Origin of the sequence: Variovorax paradoxus (assembly GCF_902712855.1) — a bacterium.
Lineage (GTDB): Bacteria > Pseudomonadota > Gammaproteobacteria > Burkholderiales > Burkholderiaceae_C > Variovorax > Variovorax paradoxus_Q.
In genome coordinates this window covers 4,126,792-4,150,699 of the sequence record NZ_LR743507.1, presented here as the reverse complement: position 1 = coordinate 4,150,699, position 23,908 = coordinate 4,126,792, and the positions used below count along the sequence as shown (strand labels likewise).

Sequence of the window (23,908 nt, the reverse complement as noted above, 5' to 3'; positions counted from 1 at the left end):
ATGAACGACGGGATCTTCCGCGACGACGCCGCGGGCGTGCTGGTGTCGCTGTGCGAGCACTTCGGCATTGCCACCGCCTACAACGATGCCTTCGGCAACCGGCGCGAGGCCTCGCCGCGCAACCTGCTGCCGCTGCTGGCCGAGTTCGGCGTGCAGATCGACGACGTGGCGCAGGCGCACCGCGCGCTGCAGGCCGTGCATCACGCGCGCTGGGCCGAGGCGCTGCCGCCGGTGCGCGTGGTGGCCACGGGCGCCGGCGAATGGCAACTGCCGCTGCGGCTGCCGCTTTCCATGCGGACGCTGCGCTGGCAACTGACCGACGAGGCCGGCCGCACCTTGCAGGGCGAGGCCGATGCGGCGGCGCTGCACGAGGTGGCGCGCGCCGAGCGCGACGGCGTGTGGCTGTGCGAGCGCACGCTGCACATGACCCATGCGCTGGAGTCCGGCTACCACAGGCTGCGCATCGACGGCCTGCCGGGCGAGACGCTGGTGCTGGCCACCCCGGGCCATTGCTATCGCCCGCCTGCCGTGCGCGACGGCGGCAGGGTGTGGGGCCCGGCGGTGCAGCTGTACAGCCTGCGCTCGGCCCGCAACTGGGGCATCGGCGACTTCGGCGATCTCGACGAACTGGTGGTCCGCATGGCGGCGCAGGGCGCCGACATCGTGGGCCTGAACCCGCTGCACGCGCTGTTCGCGGCCAATCCGGCGCATGCCAGCCCCTACAGCCCGTCGTCGCGCCAGCAGCTCAACGTGCTGTACATCGACGTCGAAGCCGTCGACGGCTTTGCCGATTGCGAACCGGCGCGGCACCTGGTGCTTTCGCCGGCGTTCCAGTCGCGGCTCGCGGCGCTGCGTGCGGCGCCGCTGGTCGACCTGCCGGGCGTGGCGGCGGCGAAGTTCGAGGTGCTCGAGCTGCTGTTCGAGCACTTCCGCGAGCGCCACCTGTCCGAGCTGGCGCAGGCGGACGAGACGGGCCTGGCCTTCCTCGCCTTCGTGGCCGAGCGCGGCGAGGGGCTGCGGCAGCATGCGCTGTTCGAGACGCTGCACGCGCACTTCCTGGCCAGCGACCCCGCGCTGTGGGGCTGGCCCGTGTGGCCGGTGGCCTACCGCGACCCCGATTCGGCCGAGGTCACGGCCTTTGCCGTGCAGCACGCGCAGCGCGTGCAGTTCCACCAGTTCCTGCAGTGGCAGGCCGTGCGCCAGCTGGCGCGGGCGGCGGCGCGCTGCGAGGCGGTCGGCATGGGCGTGGGCCTGTACGTGGACCTGGCGGTGTCGGTCGACCGCGCAGGCTCCGATGCGTGGACCGGGCAGCGTGTGCTCGCGGCGGGGGCGAGCATCGGTGCGCCGCCGGACGAGTTCAACCCCGCCGGCCAGAACTGGGGCCTGCCGCCGCTGCGGCCCGACAGCCTGCGCGCCGACGGCTACCGCTTCTTCATCCAGACCTTGCGTGCCGGCATGCAGGGCGCCGGCGCATTGCGCATCGACCACGTCATGGGGCTCATGCGGCTGTTCTGGATTCCGCCGGGGCGTGGTGCGCACGACGGCGCCTACGTGTACTACCCGCTGGAAGAGATGCTCGCCATCGTCGCCATCGAGAGCCATCGCCACCGTTGCATGGTGGTGGGCGAGGACCTGGGCACGGTGGAGAACTCGGTGCGCGAGGCGCTGGCGCGCGCGGACGTGCTGTCCTACCGGTTGCTGTACTTCGAGCGCCTGCTGCCGCACGAGGCCGCCGGATTCAAGCCGCCGCAGGCCTATCCGGGCGCCGCGCTGGTGGCGGTGAGCACGCACGACCTCGCGACCTTCGCGGGCTGGTGGTCCGCGCACGACCTGCGCATGCGGCTGGAACTCGGCCTGTTTCCCGACGAGCGCGTGTTCGACAAGCAGTTGCTCGACCGCGCGCAGGAGCGCGTCGAATTGATGCTGGCCTCGGAGCAGCTCGGGCTGTTGAGCCGCGAGGACATCGCCGAGGCCGCGGGGCAGGCCCTGCCGTCCGCGCGCATCGTGGAGGCGGTGCACGCCTACCTCGCCGCCGCGCCTTCGGCGCTGATGATGGTGCAGCTCGAGGACGTGGCCGGCATGGTCGAGCAGGCCAACATGCCCGGTACGGTGGGCGAGCAGCCCAACTGGCGGCGCAAGCTGCCCCTGGCGCTGCGCGAGCTGGCCGGGAGCGAGCGCATGCTGGGCCTGGCGGCGCGCCTGCGCGAGGCACGGCCTTCGCCGAGGCTGCGCCGCGACCCGAGCGAACCGCAGGCGCTGCAGGCTCGCGTGCCGCGCGCCACCTACCGGCTGCAGTTCCACAAGGACTTCGGCTTCGACGACGCGATCCGCGTGCTGCCGTACCTGGCCGAGCTGGGCGTGAGCCACGTGTACTGTTCGCCGATCCAGCGCGCCCGTGCGGGCAGCATGCACGGCTACGACGTGGTGGCGCACGACGAGATCAATCCCGAGCTCGGCGGCGAGGAAGGTTTTTCGCGCTTCGTGGCGGCGCTGCAGGCGCACGGCATGGGCCAGCTGCTGGACATGGTGCCCAACCACATGGGCGTGTTCGGCGCCGACAACGCGTGGTGGATGGATGTGCTGGAGAACGGCCCGGCCTCGCTCTATGCGCAGCATTTCGACATCGACTGGCAGCCGCTGAACGTCGAGCTGACCGGCAAGGTGCTGCTGCCGGTGCTCGGAGGCCACTACGGCGAGGTGCTGGCCAGCGGCGAACTGGTGCTGCACTTCGAGCCCGAGCAAGGCGCCTTCGCGCTCATGTACTTCGACCACCGCTTTCCGCTGGCGCCCGAACGCTACCCCGCGGTGCTGTCGCGCGCCCTGGCGCAGCTCGATGCGTCGGCCGACGATGCCGCGAGCCTGGCGAGCATCGCCACCGCCTTCGGCCACCTGCCGGGGCGTGACGCGGACGAGCCCGAGAAGCGCCTGGAGCGGGCGCGCGACAAGGAGCTGCTGAAGGCGCGCCTGGCCCGGCTCGCGCAGCGGCATCCGTCGGTGGCCAAGGCGCTGGCCATGGCGGTGGCCGAACTGAACCTGCCCACGCCCGAGGCACGCGATGCGCTCCATGCGTTGATCGAGGCGCAGGCCTACCGGCTGGCCCACTGGCGCATGGCGGCGGACGAGATCAACTACCGCCGCTTCTTCGACATCAACGACCTTGCCGCCGTGCGCATGGAGCGCGACGACGTGTTCGAGGCCACGCAGTCGTTCGCGCTCGATCTTGCGGCGGCCGGCAAGGTGGACGGGCTGCGCATCGACCATCCCGATGGCCTGTACGACCCTGCGCGCTACTTCGAGAAGCTGCAGCAGGGCTACGCGCGCCGCGCCGGGCTGGTGCTGCCGGGGCAAGATGCGCAGGGCCGGCCGGCGCGACCGCTCTACGTGGTGGCCGAGAAGATCGCGGCCAACGACGAGGAGGTCCCGGAGAGCTGGCATGTGCACGGCACCACCGGCTACCGCTTCGCCAACGTGGCCAACGGCGTGCTGGTCGACACCACGGCCGCAGAGACCATCGGCCATGCGTGGCGCCGCTTCACGGGAGAGACGCAGGGCTTTCACGCGCTCTCGCAGGCCGGCAGGCGCGAGGTGATGCGCAACGCGCTGTCGTCGGAACTCAACGTGCTGTCGAGCGAGCTGCTGCGCATCGCGCGGGCCGACCGCGGCACGCGCGACTACACGCTCAATGCGCTGCGCCGCGCACTGGCCGACGTGGCGGCCTGCATGCCGGTGTACCGCACCTACATCGTGGATTCGGCGTCGGAACAGGACGAGCGCTTCATCGCGGAAGCCACCGCCGCAGCCGAGCGCCAGAGCAGCGACGCCGATCGCTCGGTGTTCGGCTTCGTGCGGCGCGCGTTGCGCGGCGAGGCGGTGGAGGGCGCATCGCCGGCGCTGGCCGAGCGGGTGCGGCGCTTTGCCGTGCGCTTCCAGCAGTTCAGCGCGCCGGTCACGGCCAAGGGCGTGGAGGACACGGCCTTCTATCGCTACTTTCCGCTGAGCTCTCTCAACGAGGTCGGCGGCGAACCGGACCGCTTCGGCATCGAGGTGGACGCGTTCCATGCGCTGAGCGCCGACCGCGCGCGGCGCTGGCCGCACACCATGCTCGCCACGTCGACGCACGACAACAAGCGCTCGGAAGACGTGCGCAACCGCATCGACGTGCTCTCCGAGATGCCCAACGACTGGGTGCTGGCGCTGACGCGCTGGCACGGCCTGTGCCGCGACACGCGCCGCAGGCTGGAAACGCCCGACGCGCCTTCGCACGCCGACGAATACCTGCTGTACCAGACCTTGCTGGGCACGCTGCCGCCGGGCGGAATCGATGCGACCACCGGGCCGGAGTTCACCGAACGCATCTGGCAGTACATGCAGAAGGCCGCGCGCGAGGCCAAGCTGCGCACGCGCTGGACGCAGCCCGACGCCGACTACGAAGCCGCGCTCGAAGGCTTCGTTCGCGGCATTCTTTCCGACCTGGGCGAGGGCGGCTGCCTGTCGGACCTGCAGAAGCTGGCCGACCGGCTCTCGTGGTTCGGTGCCTGGAACGGCCTCACGCTCACGCTGCTGAAGTACGCGTCGCCCGGCGTTCCCGACCTGTACCAGGGCAGCGAACTCGTCGAGCTGAGCCTGGTCGACCCCGACAACCGGCGTCCGGTCGATTACACGGTGCGGCAGCGGCGGCTGCGCGAATTGCGCGCCATGGCCGGCGCCGCGGACGGCGAGGTACTCGCCAAGCGCGTGCAGGCGCTGGCCGCGGCGCCGCACGACGGCCGCGCGAAGCTGTGGTTCATCTGGCGACTGCTGTCGCTGCGGCGCGAGAATCCCGCGCTGTTCAGCGAAGGCGGCTATGAGGGGCTCGCCGCCGAAGGTGCGCTCGCGCGGCATGTGGTGGCCTTCGAACGGCGTCTCGGCAGCGATGCGATGCTGGTGGTGGCGGGGCGGCTGTTCGTCGGGCTCGCACCGGGAGCGGGCACCGTGCCTGCGCTTGCGGGCGGCGACACCTGGCGCGGCACGTCGGTTCGCCTGCCTGCGGACTGGGCGCCGGGCACGGTCATGGAGAACCTGCTGACCGGAGAGCGCATCACGGTGGACGGCGAAGCGCTGCAATTGTCGGAGGCGCTTCGCCATGTTCCGTGGGCGGCATTTCGACGGGTCGAGCACACAACACGCCCGTCGTGGTGATTTGCTCCTATGCGGATGCGCAGGTTTCCTACGCGGGCCGTGCGCAGCCGCGCCGAACCTGTGGTCGACGCAGAAGCCACTCAAACACCCGAAGAATGTCTGCGGCGTTGCTTCTTTTACTTTTTTGCCCAACGTTGGCGCTCGCCGCCAGGAGTTCCCGATGAAGAAACTTGCGAAACTTGCACCTGTCCTCATGGCCGCCATGCTCGTGGCCGCCGGTTCCGCCGCGGCGCAGTCGAATCCGCCCGGCGCGGCCGTGCCGCCCAACACGCCCGGCGTGGCGACCGGCAAGTCGGAGATGGCGGGTGAAGCCCGGAAGGACCGTCGCGCACCGGGAATGGTGCGCGGGCAGCCGGGCGACGAGGCCCGCACGCCCGAAGGCGGCGCCATCGGCAACGACCGTGCTGCGCAGGCGGGCGAGCGGCGCGCAGAAACGCGCGACGAACGCCGTCCTGGCAAGCCGAAGCCGGTACCCGGCGGCACGCCGAAGTAACCGACGCTGCTTCGCTGAGGCTCGAAAGGGCTAAGGGCGAACGGTCGAACGGGCGAAAGGGCCACCCGGCCAGGCAAACGACAAACCCGTTGCCGCATACGGCCGTTCAGGCGGTGCGGCGCATGTGCAAGTCATGCAGGCAGGAGATGCTCATGGAGTCTCTCGTCACGATCGATGGGCAGGTCAGACGCGTCGTCATGCCGGGAGTGCCCGGCACCGCGCCGCCCGACGCCGCTGTCCGAGACGACATCAGGCCGCACGGGAGCACGGTGACCTGGAGCGCCGACCCGAGCGCCTACTGCAGCGACCACGAGCGCGCCACGCGACGCAATTTCGCGGAGAGGCTCGCGGCGCTGAAGGGCTTCGATTTCGCCGGCGAGCATGACCCGGCGGGTATCTACATGCGGCCGCTGTACGTGGTGCCCAGCGACACCCTCCCCAGCACGGACGTGGCGCAATCCCTCGGCATCTCGTCGCTGCACGACCTGTTCGGCGGCGTGGTGCCGCGGCCCTTCGTGGCGACCAAGGCGATCACGCACGGCGTGGCGGGGCCGTCGGCAGCGCGGCCCGAGGGCTGGGACCCGTCGTTTGCGGCGCGCGTGCCGCAGGCGGTGCTCCAGGGCTTTTCCGCCTTCTCCCGTGACGATGCGCGCCGTGCCGGTCGCACGCTGCTCGAAGCCGGCCCCGTGCGCGTGAAGCAGGTGCGCGCCACTGGTGGCAGGGGCCAGCGCGTCGCCGCCGACGCTGCAGCGCTGGACGCGTGTCTCGAAGGCATGGACGCCGCCGAGCTTGCGGCACATGGCGTGGTGCTCGAGGAGAACCTCGACCGGCCCCTGACCTTCAGCGTGGGACAGGTCACGGTCGGCCCCACCACGCTGAGCTACCACGGCAGCCAGCGGCTCACGCGCGACAACGCCGGGATCGAGGTGTACGGCGGCTCCGACCTCACGCTGGTGCGCGGCGGCTTCGACGTCCTGCTGGCAGACAGCGGCCTCGCGCCCGGACTGCGCCTGGCCATCGACCAGGCCATGCGCTATCACCAGGCTGTGATCGACTGCTACCCCGGCTTCTTCGCTTCGCGCATCAACTACGACGTGGCGCAGGGCATGGGTGCGGGCGGCATCTGGCGCTCGGGCGTGCTCGAGCAGTCGTGGCGCCTGGGCGGTGCGAGCGGCGCGGAGCTTGCGGCCCTCGAGCACTTCCGCGCGGACCCCGCCTGCTGGCGCGTGCAGGCTTCGACGCACGAGGAATACGGCGAAGGCGTGCTTGCGCCGCCGGGCGCCATCGTCCATTACCAGGGCATCGACAGCCGCGTCGGGCCCCTGACCAAATATGCCTTGCTGACACCGCATGCCAACGCGACATAACACCATCGACATTCCCGTGGACGGACAGCACATCGACGGCACGCTGGTGGCCGCCTCGAACGTCGTGCCCGGCGTGCTGCTGGTGCATGGATGGGACGGCAGCCAGGAACAGTACATCGCGCGCGCGCACGAGATCGCGGCGCTCGGGTGCGTGTGCCTCACTTTCGACCTGCGCGGCCACGCGCGGCATGCGGCACAGCGCCTTGAGGTGACCCGGGAAGACAACCTGCACGACGTGCTCGCGGCCTACGACACGCTGGTGGGGCATCCGTCGGTCGACCCCGCCTCGATCGCCATCGTGGGCAGCAGCTACGGCGGCTACCTTGCGGCACTGGTGAGCGCGATGCGGCGCGTGCGATGGCTTGCGCTGCGAGCGCCGGCGCTCTATCGGGACCGCGAATGGGACAAGCCGAAGGGAGAGCTCAGCCGCTCGGACCTGCTTGCGTACCGCCGCTCGCTGGTGGGGCCGAAGGACAACCGTGCGCTCGCTGCCTGTGCGGCATTCCGCGGCGACGTGCTCATTGTGGAATCGGAGCACGACCAGATCGTGCCGCATCCCGTGATCACCAACTACCGGGCGGCGTTCCAGAGCGTGCGGTCGGTGACCTACCGCGTCATCTCCGACGCCGATCACGCACTCTCGAAGCAGATGTGGCGCCAGGCCTACGGCCAGTTGCTGGTGTCGTGGATGACCGAGATGACGCAGGGCGCGCGCTCGGAGGGCGCCAAGTCGCCCGGCGCACTCACGCGGCCGGTGTCGGCAAACCCTGCGTAGGCGCAGGCGGTATAGGCAAACCCCTGCGCAGGCGCAGGCGCAGGCGGTGTCGGCGAACCCTGCGCAAACGCAGGGTGTGGGAGGCGATCAGCCCGGTGCGGCCTGCACACGGTCGCGGATGGCGCTCTTCAGCGCGCGCTGGCCGGCAGACAACGCCAGCTCGTAGCTCTCCGCGGCGTCGTACGCCTTGCTCAGCACGCGTGGGTGCGTGCCCTTGTCGTCGGTTTCGAGCAGCTGCCAGACATAAGCACCCGGCAGCGGCTCCTCGATGGTGAGTTCGATGGGATGTGTCATGCCTTCACCATGGCGCAGCGCGCGGCACTTGTCTGTAGGCCATCTGCGACGACTCCCGCTTCTCCTACAGCGCGCGGTGCCGCGTACTGACCGGGCGCGGCAATGCCGCTGGCTAACGTCGTTGTCACCATGGATGCAGGCGACTCCGATCACAGCAACAACAGTTCGCGCGACGACGCGTCGGGGCGTTTCGTGCGCGTGCGCGGCGCGCGCGAGCATAACCTCAAGCAGGTGAACGTCGACATCCCGCGCGATGCGCTGGTGGTGTTCACCGGCATCTCGGGCTCGGGCAAGTCGTCGCTCGCATTCGGCACGTTGTATGCCGAGGCGCAGCGGCGTTACCTCGAGTCGGTGGCGCCTTATGCGCGCCGGCTCATCGACCAGGTCGGCGTCCCGGCGGTCGACAGCATCGACGGCCTGCCGCCCGCGGTGGCGCTCCAGCAGCAGCGCGGCACGCCGGGCGCGCGCTCGTCGGTGGGCAGCGTGACCACGCTGTCGAACCTGCTGCGCATGCTGTATTCGCGCGCTGGCGACTATCCGGCGCGCCAGCCCATGCTGCACGCCGAGGACTTCTCGCCCAACACGCCGCAGGGCGCCTGCCCGGTGTGCCACGGCATCGGCCGCGTGTTCGAGGTCACCGAGCGGTCGATGGTGCCCGACGACTCGCTGAGCATCCGCGAGCGCGCCATTGCCGCATGGCCGCCGGCCTGGCACGGGCAGAACCTGCGCGACATTCTCGTGACGCTGGGCTACGACGTCGACAAGCCCTGGCGCGACCTGCCGAAGAAGGCGCGCGACTGGATCCTGTTCACGGACGAGCAGCCGACGGTGCCGGTGTACGCCGGCTTCACGCCCGCCGAGACGCGCGCCGCGCTGCGCAGCAAGATGGCGCCGAGCTACCAGGGCACCTTCACGGGCGCGCGCAGGTACGTGCTGCACACCTTCGCGACCACGCAGAGCGCGCTCATGAAGAACCGCGTCTCGCGATTCATGACCGGCGCGCTGTGCCCCTCGTGCAAGGGCAAGCGGCTCAGGAAGGAATCGCTGTCGGTGCGCGTGGCCGGGCTCGACATCGGCGAGATCGCGCACATGCCGCTGGGCGAACTGGTGCGCGTGCTGAAGCCGATCGCGGCGGGCCGCCTGCCTCGCCAATCGGAAGAAAAACGCATCGCCGCGCAGCGGCTGGCACACGACATCGTGGAGCGTCTGGGCATCCTGCTCGGCCTGGGCCTGGGCTACCTGTCGCTCGACCGGCGCACGCCCACGTTGTCGCCGGGCGAGCTGCAGCGGCTGCGGCTCGCCACGCAGATCCGCTCGAACCTGTTCGGCGTGGTGTACGTGCTCGACGAGCCATCGGCAGGCCTGCACCCGGCCGATGGCGAGGCGCTGGTGGTGGCGCTCGACATGCTCAAGGGCGCGGGCAATTCGCTGTTCGTGGTCGAGCACGACCTGTCGCTGATGCGCCATGCCGACTGGCTGGTCGACGTGGGTCCGGATGCCGGCGAGAAGGGCGGCGTGGTGCTCTACAGCGGGCCGCCCGACGGCTTGCGCGGCGTGGCGGGCTCGCACACGGCAAAGTACCTGTTCGCAGAACCGAAGCCGCGCAGCGGCGCACCGCGCACGCCGTCGGGCTGGCTCAGGCTGGCGGGCATCTCGCGCAACAACCTCGACCGGCTGGCCGCGGAGTTTCCGCTCGGCGTGCTCACAGCGGTGACCGGCGTGTCGGGCTCCGGCAAGTCGAGCCTGGTGACGCAGGCCCTGGTCGAGCTGGTGTCGGCGCACCTGGGGGATGAGCCGCCCGAGGCCGAGGAGGAAGCCGGCGCCGCGCCTGCTGTTTCGGAGCGCACCGCAGGGCGCATCGTGCAGGGCGCCGAGCGCATCCGCCGGCTGGTGCGCGTCGATCAGAAGCCCATCGGCCGCACGCCGAGGTCGAACCTCGCGACCTACACCGGCCTGTTCGACGACGTGCGCAAGCTGTTCGCCGGCACGCCGGCCGCGCGCAGGCACCGCTACGACGCGGGCCGTTTTTCCTTCAACGTGGCCAAGGGGCGCTGCCCGGCCTGCGAGGGCGAGGGTTTCGTGAGCGTGGAGCTGCTGTTCATGCCGAGCGTCTACGCGCCGTGTCCCACCTGCCACGGCTCGCGCTTCAATCCGCAGACGCTGAAGGTGACGCTGCGCGGCAAGACCATCGCCGACGTGCTCGGCCTCACCGTCGACGAAGCGCATGCGTTCTTCGAAGGCGATGCGGTCGTCGAGCGGCCGCTGGCGCTGCTGCGCGCCATCGGGCTCGGCTACCTGCGGCTGGGCCAGCCGGCCACCGAACTGTCGGGCGGCGAGGCGCAGCGCATCAAGCTCGCGACAGAGCTGCAGCGCGCGCAGCGCGGCGACACGCTCTACGTGCTCGACGAGCCCACCACCGGCCTGCATCCGGCCGACATGGACCGGCTGATGGCGCAGCTCGACGGGCTGGTCGATGCAGGCAACACGGTCATCGTGGTGGAGCACGACATGCGCTGGGTGGCGGCCTGCGACTGGGTGATCGACATGGGGCCGGGCGCGGGCGGCGAGGGCGGCCGCATCGTCGCCACCGGCACGCCCGCTCAGGTGGCGAAGGTGCCCGATGCGGTCAGCCGCACGGCGCCCTACCTGCGGCAATGGATGAACGACGGGCGCGGCACGCCGCGACCCGGCAATGCAAGAAAGGAGCACAGGAAATGATCCGTCGACCACGCCAGGGCAATGAAGCCTCCGCGCAGCTTGCCGAGCGCCTGGGTTGCACGCTGGTGGAGGCCGTGCCGCGGCACGGCCATGCACGGCCCGCGCTGGTGGGTTGCGACCCGGTGCTGTCGCAGCGCATGAAAGCGCTGGGTGCACGCTGGGATTCGTTCAACCACGCACTGGCCTTCGCCGGCTGGCCTGCGCTGCAGGCGGCGCTGCGCTATGCGCTGGACCAGCAGGGCAAGCCCGACGCGGCCGGTGGCGGGACGCCGCGCGCCGACGAAGCTCGGCCGGGTTGAGCGCTTCGCAGGCGCTCAGCTTTTCTCGGTCTTGAACAGGCCGCGGATGTTCAGGGCTGCCAGGCACACCTGCAACGCGGTCAGCGCCCAGGCGCTCGTGTGCAGGCCCCACGCCACCCATAGCACGTTGCTCAGCAAAAAGATCCAGAAGCCGATGTTGCGGCGGTGCTTGTCGGTCGATGCGACGAGCCATGCGGCCGCCAGTGAGGCGGCGAACGCCGGCCATTGGATGAGTGAGAGCAGGTCTTGCATGCGGCCCACATTAGCGCGGCATGCGCGCCGGGCAGGTTGCCTGCTTGCCGACGCCGGGCGTGGGCCGGGTCTCACACGGGCCGCCGGTTTCGGGTCGCAGATTGAAATCGAACCTCTATCTTCCGGAAATTCAAGGACCACGCCATGGACGCCACGACCCCCGCCTTCGACGAGCGCCTCGTCACCTTCAGCTACCGCGGCAGGCTCTTCCTGTGCCGCGCGGAGCGACTCGACGACCGGACCTACCGGCCCGTGGTGATCTGCCGCGGGCAGTCCGCCGGCCAGCCCGATATCGAGCTGCCCGCCGACACCGACAACGCCTCGTACGGCACCGAGGCCGAAGCACTGCGCCATGCCGAGCAGCAGGCCATCCGCTGGGTGCACGATCGCACCGGCGACGGGCAAGGGCAGGCGTGACGAAGGGCGGGCGTGAGGGCCCTCAGGCCCGCGCCGCGGCCTGTCGGCGTGCACCTCGCTCCACGTTGATGCCGAGCAGCAGCGCAGCGGCCAGCAGTGCACCGGTGAAGCCCGCGACAGCCGGCCAGCCGCCGTGCGCCCAGGCCCAGCCGCCCACCGAGCCCATCAGGCTCGAGCCTGCGTAGTACGCGAGCAGGTAGAGCGAGGACGCGTGCCCCTTGGCCTGCGCAGCCATGCGCCCGACCCAGCCGCTGGCGACCGAGTGCGCAATGAAGAAGCCGATGGTCAGCAGCACCACACCGGCTGCCACGCCGGCCAGGGCGTGCAGCAGTGTCGTGAGCACGCCCAAGCCCGCCACCGCGATGCCTGCCACCAGCACCGGGCGGCGTCCCAGCCGGTCGGCCATCGCGCCCGCCGCCGACGAGGCGACGATGCCGAAGATGTACACCGCGAAGAGCAGGCTCACCTGCGTCTGGTTCAGGTCGTAGGGCGGCGCCATGAGCCGGAAGCCCGCGTAGTTGTAGACCGTGACGAACGCGCCCATGAGCAGGAAGCCGATCATGAACAGGGAAGCCATGCCGCTGTGGCGCAGGTGCCCCAGCCAGTGTCCGATGTGACGGCGCGGCGAAAGGCCCTTGTGGCGCACGAAGTTGCGCGACGCCGGCAGCAGCAGCACGAAGCCGATGGCCGCCAGCAGGTCGATCGCGCCGAGCGTGGCCATCGCGAGGCGCCATGAGCCGAGCTCGGTCAGCACGCCGATGCCCACGCGTCCCACCATGCCGCCGAAGGCCGTGCCGGCCACGTAGAGGCCCATCGCGAAGCCGAGACCGCCGGGCTCGATCTCTTCGGCGAGGTAGGCCATGGCGACTGCCGGCACGCCGCCGAGCACCAGGCCTTCCACGGCGCGCGCCGCCAGCAGCGCATGCCAGTCGGGCGTGATCGCCACCACCACCGTGAGCACCGACGCGCCGCACATCGACGCGAACATCAGGCCGCGCCGGCCCAGGGTTTCGGACAGCGCGCTCGCGCACAGGATCGCGAAGGCAAGAAAACCGGTGCTCAGCGACAGGGCCAGCGAGCTCGCGGCCGGGCTCACGCCGAACTCCCGGGTGAAGGCTGGCAGCAGCGGCTGCACGCAGTACAGCAGCGAGAACGTGGCGAAGCCGGCAAGGAAAAGGGCGATGCTGATGCGGCGATAGGTGGAGGAGCCGCGGGAAACGAGGGACGACGAATCAGGAAGGGACATGCGCCGATTTGACGCTCTGGCGATCTGCCAGTCCAATATATGGCACTGCCAATCTCGATATGTTCGACAGATACCTATGGAACTGCGCCACATCCGATACTTCATGGCCGTTGCAGAAGAACGCAACTTCACGCGTGCGGCCGCCCGCATCGGCATCGGCCAGCCGCCGCTGAGCCAGCAGATCAAGGACCTCGAGGCCGAGATCGGTGCCCAGTTGTTCCGCCGCGTGCCGCACGGCGCCGAACTGACCACCGCAGGCCAGGCCTTCCTGGAAAGCGTGCGTGCGATCCCGCTGCAGGCCGAGAAGGCGATGCAGGCCGCGCAGCGCGGCGCGCGCGGCGAGCTGGGTGCCTTGCGCATCGGCATGACCGGCTCGGCCATCTTCAATCCGGCGGTGCCATCGGCCATCCGTTCGTTCCGCCGCGCCTACCCGGCCGTCGACCTCACGCTGGAGGAGTCGAACACCACGCGGCTGGGTGCCGGCGTGCGCGACGGCGACTTCGATGCCGCGTTCCTGCGGCCCGGGGCGGCCGGCAGCGAGGGGCTGCAGATCAGGCTGCTGTCCGAGGAGCCGATGGTGGTGGCGCTGCCCGCGCGCCATCCGGCGGCGGCGTCGGAGGCGGTCGACCTGCGCCGCCTGCGCGGCGACGCGTTCGTGATGACGCCCCGCGCCGTCGGGCCCACGCTGTTCGACACGGTCGTGTCGGCATGCCGCAAGTCGGGCTTCGAGCCGGTGCTGGGGCAGTCGGCGCCGCAGATCGGCTCGGTGGTGACGCTGGTGGCGGCGGAACTGGGCGTGTCGGTGGTGCCCGCGTCGATGGCGCAACTGCAGGTGAACGGCGTGGTCTACCGGCCGATCGAGGGGAAGCCGCCGGTGACACGGCTGACGCTGGCCTATCGCAGAGGGGAAACGTCGAGCATCGTGCGGAATTTCATCGCACACGCGGTCGGGGGCCGTGCGGCGGTGTGACGCGAACCGGCGCGCGCCGGAATTCTTGACGAATGTTGACGGCGGGGCTTTCAGGCGCCGGTTCGATCGTGCCGGTTGCGTTGTCGCCGAAGAGTGCGCACAAGTTCCTTGAGAACCGACCCGGCTCTTTGATAATCCCGCTCCCGCGGCTTCGTCTTGTCACATGAGGCCGCGCGCCGACAACCGGGAGAAGGCCCGACCGCTTCCCGCACCCGATCGGCACCACATCAACACCAGGAGGAACCCAACCATGAATTGCCGCACCCTCTGCGCCATCATGCTCGCATGCGTCTGTCTCGCCGCATGCCAGTCCGCCCCCTTGTACGAACCCACCCGGCGCGCACTGGTCGCGGCCGATGAAGACGAAGAGCGCCCCGTCGTCGGCCAGCCGGCAGCCGGCACCGCCTTCGCGCAGCTTCGCCCCGGCATGACCTACGCGGAGGCCGTCAGGATCGCGGGCAAGCCGAATGCCGAGACGGTGCGCAACACGGGCAAGGCCTGGGTGCCGACCTACAAGGGCACCGACCGCTGGCGCCACTACCTTGCCTACAAGGGGCAGGGCGTGCTGGTCTTCGCAGGTGCGGAGGGCGGCGAAATCGCGGAGATCTCGCGCACCAGGGCCTACACGCCCGATGTGCTGATCCAGGTCGTGCACAACCCCAAGGACACGGGGAAGCTCTGACGCACAGGCATTCGGGCCGGTTCAGGCGGGGTCGCCATGCACCAGGCGCTCGAACACGTCCTCCGTGCCCATCTGACCGCCCTTCAGCATGATCTCCATGCCATCGAGCGCTGCGCTGTCGCTGTGCACCCTGCACAGCGACGCGCCGGCGCCCATGTCGGCGACGTAGCCGAGGCCCCACGCGTCGAGCGCCTGCACGCCGTGGCTCGAGGTGTCGCCGCCCGCGATGCCGACGCGTTTCAGCGGCGTCGCGGCCAGCACCTTCGCCAGCAGGTCGCCGCCGGCGCGTGCGAGGGCTTGCGCATCCAGCGGCGCGCTTGAAGAAGAAGCCGCATTCGGCGTGCGCGTGCAAGCCAGCACGTTGTGCCCACGTGCGAGGGCCTCGGTGATGGCATCGGCATGCGTTGCCAGTGCCGCGGCGTCGCGTTGCGCGAGCTTCGCGGCGTCGAGCCACACGATGTCGAACGACGATGCGGCCGCCACCTGCCGGGCCGTGACCGGCGACAGGCTGCCGGCGAGCACCAGCACCGGTCCCTGCGCGGGCGGCACGCGCGTTCGCGCAGCAGGTGCACCGCCGCGCGACTCGCGCAAGGCGGGCAGCGCGCTCGCCAGTGCATCGACCACGCTGCTGGGGCCCACCGCGAGCAGGGTCGAGCCCTGCGCGCGCGACCACAGCACGTCGCCGATGGCCGCAAGCTGCGATGCATCCGCCACGTCGAACAGCACTGCGTCGGCCGGCGGCGAATGCAGCGCCTGCCGCAGCGCGGTGTCGAGGGCATCGCTGCCGCGCGACGCCGCGGTGAACGGCACGGAGCACACGTCCGCGAGCCCTTGCTTCGACAGATGCAGCCGCAGGTCGGCCTCGTCCATCGGCGTCACCGGATGGCGGCTCATCGTCGGATGGCGATCGATGCGGAACACCTCGCCGCCGCTGCCGGCCGCCGCGAACAGGTTGCCGAAGAGGCAGTAGCGGCCGATGTTGGGCTGCCCGCCGACGATCGCGGTCCACGGCTGCTGCACGGCGGAGCGCAGCACGCGCACGGCGGCGCCGATGGAGCCGATGTGTGGTGCGCTGTCGAAGGTCGAGCAAGTCTTGTAGTGCAGCACGCGCGCACCGAGCGTGCGGAAGAGCGCGGCCACGGGCCGAAGCTCGGCCTGCATTTCTTCGGGTGTCATGGCGCGTGCGGCGCCCGCGATGCCGAGCACGTCGAGTGCGCCCGCGCGTTCGAGGTGCGCGGCGTCCGGCGTTTTCAGGAACAGCAGCGCGCGCAGCCCGGCGCGTGCGGCGGTGCCCAGCGTGTCGGTGGCGCCGGTGAAGTCGTCGCCGTAGTAGACGACCGCCGGAGACGGCCTCATGGCTTGCCGAAGAAGGCGAGGGCGTGCGCCAGCTCGGGCTGGTCCCTGGCGGCGTCCGCCAGCGGCACGCCCGCGCGCGCGGCCGACCAGGCCTGCCGGATGCTGGTCACGCCCGCGGCTGCGCCATCGGGATGCGCGAGGATGCCGCCGCCGGCCATGAAGAGCAGGTCGTCGCTGCCGATGGCCTGCCACGTCGCCGGCACGGTGCCGGCCCACTGGCCCGACGAGAACGCCGGCATCACGCGGTCGTCGGCCGCATCGGTGAGCGGCGTGTAGCAGTCCTGTGCCGACTCGATGACTTCGCTGTCGGGCTGCGAGAACTTGCCCTGCAGCCCGTGCACGTGCATGTGGTCGACGCCCGCCAGGCGCCACAGCGTCTGGTAGGCCTGGAAGGAGATGCCCAGCAGCGGATGCCGCGACAGCGCGCCGTAGCCGTTGCGGTGCCCGTGCAGCGCCAGCGGGGTGTGCCGGCGCAGCGTCTGGATGCCCGAGTGGCCGCACCAGTTCAGGCTGGCCATCACGCACGAGCCGCCTTCGCGCTCGACCAAGTCGGCGTGCCGCTTCATCGCGTCGGTCTCGTCGGTGATGTTGAAGGCCACCATCACGTGCTTGCCGGTGCGCTCCTGGTGGGCACGCACCACCGCCATCACGGCCGGCACGCGTTCGGCGAGCGGGGCATGCGCGGGGTCGGCGCACACCTCGTCGTCCTTGATGAAGTCGACGCCCGCGGCGCAGAGCCGGCCGACCAGCTCGGCCGTGTCCGAGGCGGAGAGCCCGACGTTCGGCTTGATGATGGTGCCGACCAGCGCACCGCCGGCCACGCCGGTGGCGCGGCGCGTGCCGGCGATGCCCACGCGCGGCATGTCGAACCGGGCGCGGTAGGCGGGCGGCACCTGCAGCGATTCGAGCCGCAGTCCGGTCACCTCGCCCAGGTCGTAGAGGTTGCCCGAGACGGTGGCCGCAAGCGTGGGCAGGTTCGCGCCGATGTTGGCCACCGGAAATGCGATGTCGACATGCGCGCGACGCCATGGCCCCTTCGCGCCCTTGCGCTCGAGCAGCGCGTTGGGCAGCGAGGGCGTGCTGGCCGCGTCCAGCTCGGTGATCGCCTCGACCGTGCCACGCGCGCGCTCGCGCAGCGCATCGGTCTCGCCCTCGACGCGTGTGAAGGTGCCGCACGATTGCTCGCCGGCCATCACTTCGGCCACCGCGGCCAGGTCGTGCGGCGTCTCGATGAGGTAGCGCGCGCGGATGCGTTCGGTGCGTTCAGCCGCCATCGTGCTCACAGCTTGCTCAGGTCGGGGAAGGGGCGCACCGGCTCGCTGCCGTCCCAGCCTTCGGACGCGCTGCGGATCAGGTCGAACATCTTGCCCTTGGGCCCTGCCACTTCCGACAGCTCGATGACGGTGCCCGGGTGGTACTCGGTGTCGAAGTAGATGAAGCGGCCGCGCTCGCCTACCTCGCCGCTCATCACGGGCTTGAAGCCCTGCGCGGTGAGGCGCGCGAGGTCGGCGTCGTAGTCGGCGGTCCAGTAGGCGACGTGCTGCAGCCCGGTGCGCCCGGCCTGCAGGAAGTCGCGGTACATCGAGGGCACGTCGTTGCGCGTCTGGATGAGCTCGACCTGCACGTAGCCCGAGTTGGCCAGCGCGACCGAGTTGTGCGGCTCGTGCGCCTCGCCGTTGTAGCGGTAGTTTTTGATGGGCACCTTGGGGTTGTAGAACCAGGGGCCCACGCCGAGCTTGGTGCTCCAGTAGTCCATGGCGGCTTCGATGTCGTGCACGACATAGCCCAGCTGGCGGATCTCGCCGAGGAATCGACTCATTGCAATTGGCTCCGGTGATGTGAGTGTGTTGTTGTGTTCAGAATTTCAGGAACCCGGTCGAGAACCACGGGAACGCGGCCACGATCACCAGGCCGACCAGCATCGCGCCGATGTAGCCCCAGATGTGCTTGATGCCTTCGTCGGGGTTGACCTTGCTCACCGCGCACGCGCCGTAGTAGCCCACGCCGAACGGCGGCGCGAACAGGCCGATGCCCATCGCGAAGATGACCACCATCGCGTAGTGCACCTCGTGCACGCCCGCGGCCTTGGCGATGGGAAACAGCAGCGGGCCGAACAGCACGATGGCCGGAATGCCTTCGAGCACGCTGCCCAGCACGATGAAGGCGACGATCGACACCGCCAGGAAGCCATAGGCCCCGCCGGGCAGCGACCCCATCACCCGCGCCAGGTCCTGCGAGAAGCCCGACTGCGTGAGGCCCCAGGCCATGGCGGTGGCGCAGCCCACGATGAAGATGATGGCGCCCGACAGCGACGCGGTGTCGACCAGCATCGGCTTGAGCCGCTTCCAGTCGAACTGCCGGTACACCACCAGGCCGACGATGGCCGAGTAGACGATGCCGATGGTCGACACCTCGGTGGCGGTGGCCACGCCCTCGACCACGGCCGCGCGGATCACGAAGGGCAGCAGCACCGCGGGCAGCGCGACCATCAGCAGCTTGCCGATCTCGCGCTTGCTGTAGCGCTGCACGCCGCTCAGGTCTTCGCGGCGGTAGCGCCACCACACGACCACGCACAGCGCCGCGCCCAGCACCACGGCCGGCAGCAGCCCGCCCGTGAAGAGCGCGGCAATGGAGATGCCGGTGACCGAGCCGATGGTGATGAGCACGATCGACGGCGGAATGGTCTCGGTCTGCGCACCGGTGGCCGACAGCAGCGCCACCAGGTCGCCGGGCTTGGCGCCGCGCTTGACCATCTCGGGGAACAGCACCGGCGCGATGGCCGCCATGTCGGCGATCTTGGAGCCCGAGATGCCCGACACCAGGTACATCGCGCCGATCAGCACGTACGAGAGGCCGCCGCGCACGTGGCCCAGCAGGCTGGCCAGGAACTGGATCATGGCGCGCGCCATGCCGGTCATCTCGATGAGCGCACCCAGGAAGATGAACAGCGGCACCGCCAGCAGGATCAGGTGCGACATGCCTTCGTCGAGCCGCCCCACCATGACCAGCAGCGGCGTGCGCGTGGTGAGCGCCAGGTAGCCGAAGGTGGCCAGCGCGAACGAGAACGCGATGGGCACGCCCGACAGCACCGTGGCCGCCACGATCACCACGAAGAAGATCACCAGGTTGAACTTGCCGAGCGTCGCGAACACAGGCGCCGCGAGCCAGAAGGCGCCGACCAGCGCGGCCATGCCGACGAGGGCGACGGCGATCTGCCGGCCGGTGCACACGCGCAGCAGCCGAAGCAGCGCCATCGCCAGCATGATGCCGATGCCCGCCGGAATGGCCGCGGCGCGCCAGGCGTTGCTGACCTCGAGTGCGGGCGTGACGATGAACGACTCCTCGTGCGCGTAGTCGATCGACGGCCAGATGATGAGCACCAGGAACGCCACCGACGCGGCGATGGCGAAGGCGTCGAGCATGGCGCGGGTCTGCGGCTGCACCTTCTGCACCAGCGCCGTCATGCGCATGTGCTCGCCGCGGCGCAGCGCCACCACGGCGCCGAGCATCGACAGCCACAGGAACAGGATGGACGCGAGCTCGTCCGACCACACCAGCGGCGCATGGAAGACATAGCGTGCGACCACGCCGGCGAACAGCACGCAGATCTCGGCCAGCACCAGCAGCGCGGCCACCGCCTCCACCGCACCGCCGATCACCCGGTCGGCGCGCGTGGCCAGTGCGCTCAGCGGGTTGGCCGACGGGCCGGCGCCCGCGAAGGCGGCCGCCTCGAAAGTCGATTCATGCGCCATGGCGGATCAGGCCAGCTTGCCGACCGCGCCTTCGAGCAGCGCCCAGGCCTCGGGGCCGAAGCGGCCCTTCCATTCGCCGTAGAAGCCCGACTCGCGCAGCTTGGCGCGGAAGCTGTCGGCGGTGGGGCGGTTGATGGTCAGGCCCTTGGCCTGCAGGTCGCCGACCACGGACTCGTTGAGCTTCTTGATGTCCTCGCGCTGCTGCATGCCGGCGTCGTTGATGGCGCGCGCCACGATGGTCTTCAGGTCGTCGGGCAGGGCGTCCCAGGCGCGGCCGTTGGCGATGAACCAGTAGCCGTCCCAGATGTGGTTGGTGAGCGAGCAGAACTTCTGCACCTCGAAGAGCTTCGCCACCTGGATGATGGGCAGCGGGTTCTCCTGCGCGTCGACGATCTTCGTCTGCAGCGCGGAGTACACCTCGCTGAACTGCAGGCTGGCGGGCGCGGCGCCCAGGCCCTTGAACATCGAGATCGACAGCGGGCTCACGGGCACGCGGATCTTCAGGCCGTCCATGTCCTTCGCATTCGCGACCGCGGCCTTGCTGCTGGTGGTCTGGCGGAAGCCGTTGTCCCACATCTTCTCGAAGGCATAGAGGCGCGACTTGGCGATGGCGCCGCGCACGTGCGCGCCGAGCTTGCCGTCCATGGCGGCCCACACCTGGTTGTAGTCGCTGAAGGCGAAGCCCACGGCGTTGATGGCGGCCACCGGCACCAGCGTGGCGATGACCAGCGCCGAAGGCGTGAAGAACTCGATGCCGCCCGAGCGCACCTGCGCGAGCATGTCGGTGTCGCCGCCGAGCTGGTTGTTCGGGAAGATCTTGATCTCGACCCGGCCCTTGGTTTCCTTGGCGATGCGGTCGGCCGCCTCCTGCGCGCGGATGTTCAGCGGGTGCGTCAGCGGCAGGTTGTTTCCGTACTTGTACGAGAACTCGGCGGCGCGCGCGAGGCGCGGCACGGCCGACACGATGCCGGCGGCGGGGAGGGCGGAAAGCGTGCGCAGGGCACTGCGGCGGGTCAGCGAGGTCATGTGTGTCTTGTCTCCGTGATCTTCTGAAGCGGTGAGTGCGGTTGATGCAATCTGATGCACCATTGAAATCAAGCCACAGCGAAGATAAAAGCCTGCATGATCCGGGTCAAACTTCTGGCTGATGGTTTTTGATGTATGCGGGAAAACCCTTCATTCGCTTCCGTACCTGCGCCCGCGCCTGCAGCGGCCTCGCTGCCTGATGCGCGGCGCGCCCGCGTGGTCGACATCGCGCGCGCCGCGCAGGTCTCGACGGCCACGGTCGACCGCGTGCTCAACCGCCGCCCCGGCGTGCGCGACGCCACGGTGCAGCGCGTGCTCAAGGCGGCCGGCGAGCTCGACTACCTGCCGGGCCCCGAGCTGTACGCGGCGCTCACGCCGCCGCCGCTGCGGCTGGTGTTCCTGCTGCCGGCCGGCACCAACCGTTTCATCCGCATGCTGGGCGACATGGTGGGCTATTCGCAGGAGCACTGGGCGCCGTTCAACGTGCAGTGCCGCACGGTGTTCATCGAGAGCTTCAACCCGCACGAACTGGCCGACGCCTTGCGCCGCCACGGGCAGCGCTGCGACGGCATCGCGATGATGGCGCTGGAGCACCCCGCGGTGCGCGAGGCGGTGGCCGCGCTGGCGGCGCGCGGCCTGCCGGTGGTCACGCTCATTTCCGACCTGTCGAACTCGGAGCGCGCGGCCTTCGTGGGGCTGGACAACCGCGCGGCCGGGCGCACGGCGGGCTACCTCATCGGACGCTTCATCGGTGCGCGCACGGCCAAGGTCGCGCTCATCGCGGGCAGCCTGAGCTACAAGGCGCACGAGGAACGCGAGGCCGGGTTCCTTCACGTCATCGACGAGATGTTCCCGCGGCTGGAAGTGGTGGGCCTGCGCGAAGGGCAGGACGACGCGGACAAGAACTACCGCCAGACGCGCGCGCTGCTGGAGCAGCATCCCGACATGGGCGGCATCTACAACATCGGCGGCGCGTCCGACGGCGTGGCGCGCGCGCTGAAGGAAGCGGGGCGCGAGCAGAAGGTGGTCTTCATCGGCCACGGGCTCACGCCCGACACCCGCGCGCTGCTCATCGACGGCAGCATGGACGCGGTGATCACGCAGAGCCCGCACACCACGCTGATGAGCTGCGTGCGCATCTTCACCAACCTGCGCGACAAGCGCGAGGCGCTGGTCGGCGTGGAAACCACGCGCAGCCAGGTGATCTTCCGCGAGAACCTTCCGTAGCCTTCAGGCGTGCGGGCCGGCCGGCGCGGCCATGCGCTGCAGCAGCGGCTGGCGCGCCAGCACCGCGTCGCGCGGACCGTGGTCGAGCACGCGGCCGGCCTCCATCAGCACCACGGTGTCGAAGCGATCGAGCAGGCTCAGCCTGTGGATCGATGCGATCACGCAGGCGTCGGGAAAGGCGCCCGCGATGCGCTCGAGCACGCGCGCCTCGGTGCCGGCGTCGAGCGCGCTGGTGGGCTCGTCGAGCAGCAGCAGCGAGCTGCCCTGGGCCGCGAGCACGCCGCGCGCCAGGCACAGCCGCTGGCGCTGGCCGCCCGACAGGTTGAAGCCGCGCTCCGACACGGCGGTGTCGAGGTTGCCGTTGCTGGCTTTCAGCACCTCGTCGAAGGTGCTGGTGTGCAGCGCGGCGAGCAGCATCGCGTCGTCGCGCGGCTGGCCGAAGGCCAGGTTCTCGCGGATGCTGGCCTCGAAGAGCTCGGTCTCCTGCGGGATCAGCGTGGCCACGCGGCGCAGCTGCGGCCAGTCGATGGGTTGCCCGTCGAACATCAGCGTGCCGCTGTGCGGCGGATACAGCCCGGCCAGCACGCGCAGCAGCGTGCTCTTGCCGCCGCCGCTCGGGCCCACCAGCGCCACGCGCTGGCCGCGGCGCAGCGTGAGGGCCACGTCGTGCAGGCCGTTGCGCGCGGGTTCGGTCGGGCTGGAGGCAGACGCGCCGTCGACGGGATTCGCGCCGGGCGCCGTGTCGCGCATGGCGTAGCGCCACTGCAGCGACTGGATATCGAGCTGCCGCCAGGGCGCGTCGGCCATGATGCGATCGCGCTCGGGCATCTGCTCGGGCGGCGTGGCGAGCACATCGCCCGAGGGCGCGTGCCAGATCGGCTCGGCGCTGCTGTAGTCGGTGTGCATGCGCGCGAAGAAGCTGAAGTTGGCGGCCACCGAACTGACCACGCCCGCCGCCTGCTGCGCGTACTGGTAGATCATGAACACCGCGCCCAGCATCACAGCCTGCCCCGGCAGCCGCGACTGCCACACGTAGACCACCACCAGCCCCCAGGTCAGCGCCAGCCCCATCAGGTCGACCGAGAACCACTTGCCTTCGTTCAGCACCACGGTGCGTTTCAGTGGCAGCGAAATGGCCGCCATGCGCCGGCGCAGCAGCAGCCGCGACGCGCCCTGCAGGCGCAGGCCGATCACCGTCGAGGCATTGCCCAGGAAGTCGAGCAGCGTGGCCACGTAGCGGCGGTCGGCGTCGTTCTCGGCGCGCGCGAGCGTCATCAGCGCGCGGTCGATGCGCACGATGACCAGCCCGATCAGCACGTAGCCTGCCAGCGCCGTCACGCCGCTGGTGCGCGACAGCAGGGCCAGCGCCACCAGCGGACCGACGAAGTTGACGGCGTTGGTGAGCCAGATGAACTGGTTCTGCGCGAAGTCCGACAGCGCGCGGCTGGCCTGGTGCACGCGGTGCTGCAGTTCGCCCGAGTGGTGGCCGTCGTGCCAGGCCAGCGGCGCGGAGGCGATGCGCGCATAGAGCTCGTCCGCCAGCCGCTCGCGCACCTTCATGCCGACGTTGCGCTCCAGGATGCGCCCCGGCCCGTGCAGCACCCAGGCGCCCATCGACACGCCGGCCAGTGTCGCGATCCAGCGGCCGGCGCCGCCGAGCTCGCCGCGCTGCAGCGAGTTGATGGCCTGGCCGGCGAGGTAGGGCAGCGTGAGGCGGATGAGCTGTGACGAAGCCAGCAGGGCGGTGGCGCCCAGCAGCTGGCCGCGCGCGCCTTCGGCGAAGTGCCAGAGCGCCACGTAGAGCTGGCGGATGGCGTTGCCGGGGTCGAGTTGCTTGTCGGGCGTCTGCATGCGGG

The 23,908-nt window shown here is 70.3% G+C and carries 19 protein-coding genes; 10 read left to right on the top strand and 9 right to left on the bottom strand.

Going from position 1 to position 23,908, the window contains the following annotated elements; translation table 11 throughout:
• The 4 genes from AACL56_RS19290 to AACL56_RS19275 all read left to right on the top strand — a co-directional run bounded on the left by AACL56_RS19290 (position 1) and on the right by AACL56_RS19275 (position 7,813).
• Positions 1-5,178, top strand: coding sequence for a malto-oligosyltrehalose synthase (locus AACL56_RS19290; protein ID WP_339091421.1), 5,178 nt, complete (start codon positions 1-3; stop codon positions 5,176-5,178).
• A 160-nt stretch (positions 5,179-5,338) separates the two neighbouring features.
• Complete coding sequence (locus tag AACL56_RS19285) at positions 5,339-5,671, top strand: cell envelope biogenesis protein TolA (RefSeq protein ID WP_339091420.1); 333 nt, start codon at positions 5,339-5,341, stop codon at positions 5,669-5,671.
• Between the two features lie 152 nt (positions 5,672-5,823).
• Entirely contained in the window at positions 5,824-7,038 is a 1,215-nt protein-coding gene (locus AACL56_RS19280; protein WP_339091419.1) for a DUF3182 family protein, read from the top strand.
• Entirely contained in the window at positions 7,022-7,813 is a 792-nt protein-coding gene (locus AACL56_RS19275) for an alpha/beta hydrolase family protein (protein ID WP_339091418.1), read from the top strand. The genes AACL56_RS19280 and AACL56_RS19275 overlap by 17 nt, the downstream gene beginning before the upstream one ends.
• Positions 7,814-7,900: 87 nt before the next feature.
• Here the strand turns inward: AACL56_RS19275 and AACL56_RS19270 are convergent, their stop codons facing one another.
• Positions 7,901-8,107: a hypothetical protein gene (locus tag AACL56_RS19270; RefSeq protein WP_339091417.1), complete on the bottom strand. Its 207-nt coding sequence runs from the start codon at positions 8,105-8,107 to the stop codon at positions 7,901-7,903.
• Positions 8,108-8,236: 129 nt separating this feature from the next.
• Between AACL56_RS19270 and AACL56_RS19265 the strand changes: the two genes are divergently transcribed.
• Both AACL56_RS19265 and AACL56_RS19260 read left to right on the top strand, forming a co-directional pair.
• Complete coding sequence (locus tag AACL56_RS19265; RefSeq protein WP_339092902.1) at positions 8,237-10,825, top strand: excinuclease ABC subunit UvrA; 2,589 nt, start codon at positions 8,237-8,239, stop codon at positions 10,823-10,825.
• Positions 10,822-11,124, top strand: a complete 303-nt coding sequence (locus AACL56_RS19260; RefSeq protein ID WP_339091416.1) for a hypothetical protein — start codon at positions 10,822-10,824, stop codon at positions 11,122-11,124. The genes AACL56_RS19265 and AACL56_RS19260 overlap by 4 nt, the downstream gene beginning before the upstream one ends.
• A gap of 15 nt (positions 11,125-11,139) precedes the next feature.
• On the opposite strand, the gene AACL56_RS19255 is transcribed toward AACL56_RS19260, so the two are convergent.
• Positions 11,140-11,376 carry a hypothetical protein gene (locus AACL56_RS19255; protein ID WP_339091415.1) on the bottom strand — a complete coding sequence of 79 codons (237 nt, stop codon included), beginning with the start codon at positions 11,374-11,376 and terminating at the stop codon, positions 11,140-11,142.
• 144 nt (positions 11,377-11,520) lie between these two features.
• Here AACL56_RS19255 and AACL56_RS19250 point away from each other — a divergent pair, with 144 nt between their 5' ends.
• Positions 11,521-11,793, top strand: a complete 273-nt coding sequence (locus tag AACL56_RS19250) for a hypothetical protein (protein ID WP_339091414.1) — start codon at positions 11,521-11,523, stop codon at positions 11,791-11,793.
• A gap of 22 nt (positions 11,794-11,815) precedes the next feature.
• Here the strand turns inward: AACL56_RS19250 and AACL56_RS19245 are convergent, their stop codons facing one another.
• The gene (locus AACL56_RS19245) at positions 11,816-13,039 is read right to left on the bottom strand and encodes an MFS transporter (RefSeq protein WP_339091413.1); all 1,224 of its coding nucleotides are present in this window, start codon (positions 13,037-13,039) and stop codon (positions 11,816-11,818) included.
• A gap of 76 nt (positions 13,040-13,115) precedes the next feature.
• Here AACL56_RS19245 and AACL56_RS19240 point away from each other — a divergent pair, with 76 nt between their 5' ends.
• Together AACL56_RS19240 and AACL56_RS19235 are read left to right on the top strand one after the other, a co-directional pair.
• Positions 13,116-14,009 carry a LysR family transcriptional regulator gene (locus tag AACL56_RS19240; RefSeq protein ID WP_339091412.1) on the top strand — a complete coding sequence of 298 codons (894 nt, stop codon included), beginning with the start codon at positions 13,116-13,118 and terminating at the stop codon, positions 14,007-14,009.
• Positions 14,010-14,328: 319 nt separating this feature from the next.
• Positions 14,329-14,691, top strand: coding sequence for a hypothetical protein (locus AACL56_RS19235; RefSeq protein ID WP_339091411.1), 363 nt, complete (start codon positions 14,329-14,331; stop codon positions 14,689-14,691).
• 21 nt (positions 14,692-14,712) lie between these two features.
• Here AACL56_RS19235 and AACL56_RS19230 read toward each other — a convergent pair whose 3' ends face one another.
• Genes AACL56_RS19230 through AACL56_RS19210 form a run of 5 tightly spaced genes read right to left on the bottom strand, consistent with a single transcriptional unit; the run spans position 14,713 to position 20,825 of the window.
• Positions 14,713-16,047, bottom strand: a complete 1,335-nt coding sequence (locus AACL56_RS19230) for a four-carbon acid sugar kinase family protein (protein WP_339091409.1) — start codon at positions 16,045-16,047, stop codon at positions 14,713-14,715.
• Positions 16,044-17,321 carry a ribulose-bisphosphate carboxylase large subunit family protein gene (locus AACL56_RS19225; protein WP_339091408.1) on the bottom strand — a complete coding sequence of 426 codons (1,278 nt, stop codon included), beginning with the start codon at positions 17,319-17,321 and terminating at the stop codon, positions 16,044-16,046. The genes AACL56_RS19230 and AACL56_RS19225 overlap by 4 nt, the downstream gene beginning before the upstream one ends.
• Before the next feature lie 5 nt (positions 17,322-17,326).
• Positions 17,327-17,866 (bottom strand): VOC family protein, encoded by a 540-nt coding sequence (locus tag AACL56_RS19220; protein WP_042581441.1) that lies wholly within the window; start codon positions 17,864-17,866, stop codon positions 17,327-17,329.
• Between the two features lie 37 nt (positions 17,867-17,903).
• Positions 17,904-19,799 (bottom strand): TRAP transporter large permease subunit, encoded by a 1,896-nt coding sequence (locus AACL56_RS19215; RefSeq protein ID WP_339091407.1) that lies wholly within the window; start codon positions 19,797-19,799, stop codon positions 17,904-17,906.
• Positions 19,800-19,805: 6 nt separating this feature from the next.
• Positions 19,806-20,825 (bottom strand): TRAP transporter substrate-binding protein, encoded by a 1,020-nt coding sequence (locus AACL56_RS19210; protein WP_339091406.1) that lies wholly within the window; start codon positions 20,823-20,825, stop codon positions 19,806-19,808.
• Positions 20,826-20,960: 135 nt separating this feature from the next.
• Here AACL56_RS19210 and AACL56_RS19205 point away from each other — a divergent pair, with 135 nt between their 5' ends.
• Positions 20,961-22,052: a LacI family DNA-binding transcriptional regulator gene (locus AACL56_RS19205; protein ID WP_339091405.1), complete on the top strand. Its 1,092-nt coding sequence runs from the start codon at positions 20,961-20,963 to the stop codon at positions 22,050-22,052.
• 3 nt (positions 22,053-22,055) lie between these two features.
• On the opposite strand, the gene AACL56_RS19200 is transcribed toward AACL56_RS19205, so the two are convergent.
• Positions 22,056-23,903 (bottom strand): ABC transporter ATP-binding protein, encoded by a 1,848-nt coding sequence (locus AACL56_RS19200; RefSeq protein WP_339091404.1) that lies wholly within the window; start codon positions 23,901-23,903, stop codon positions 22,056-22,058.
• Positions 23,904-23,908: the final 5 nt, after the last annotated feature.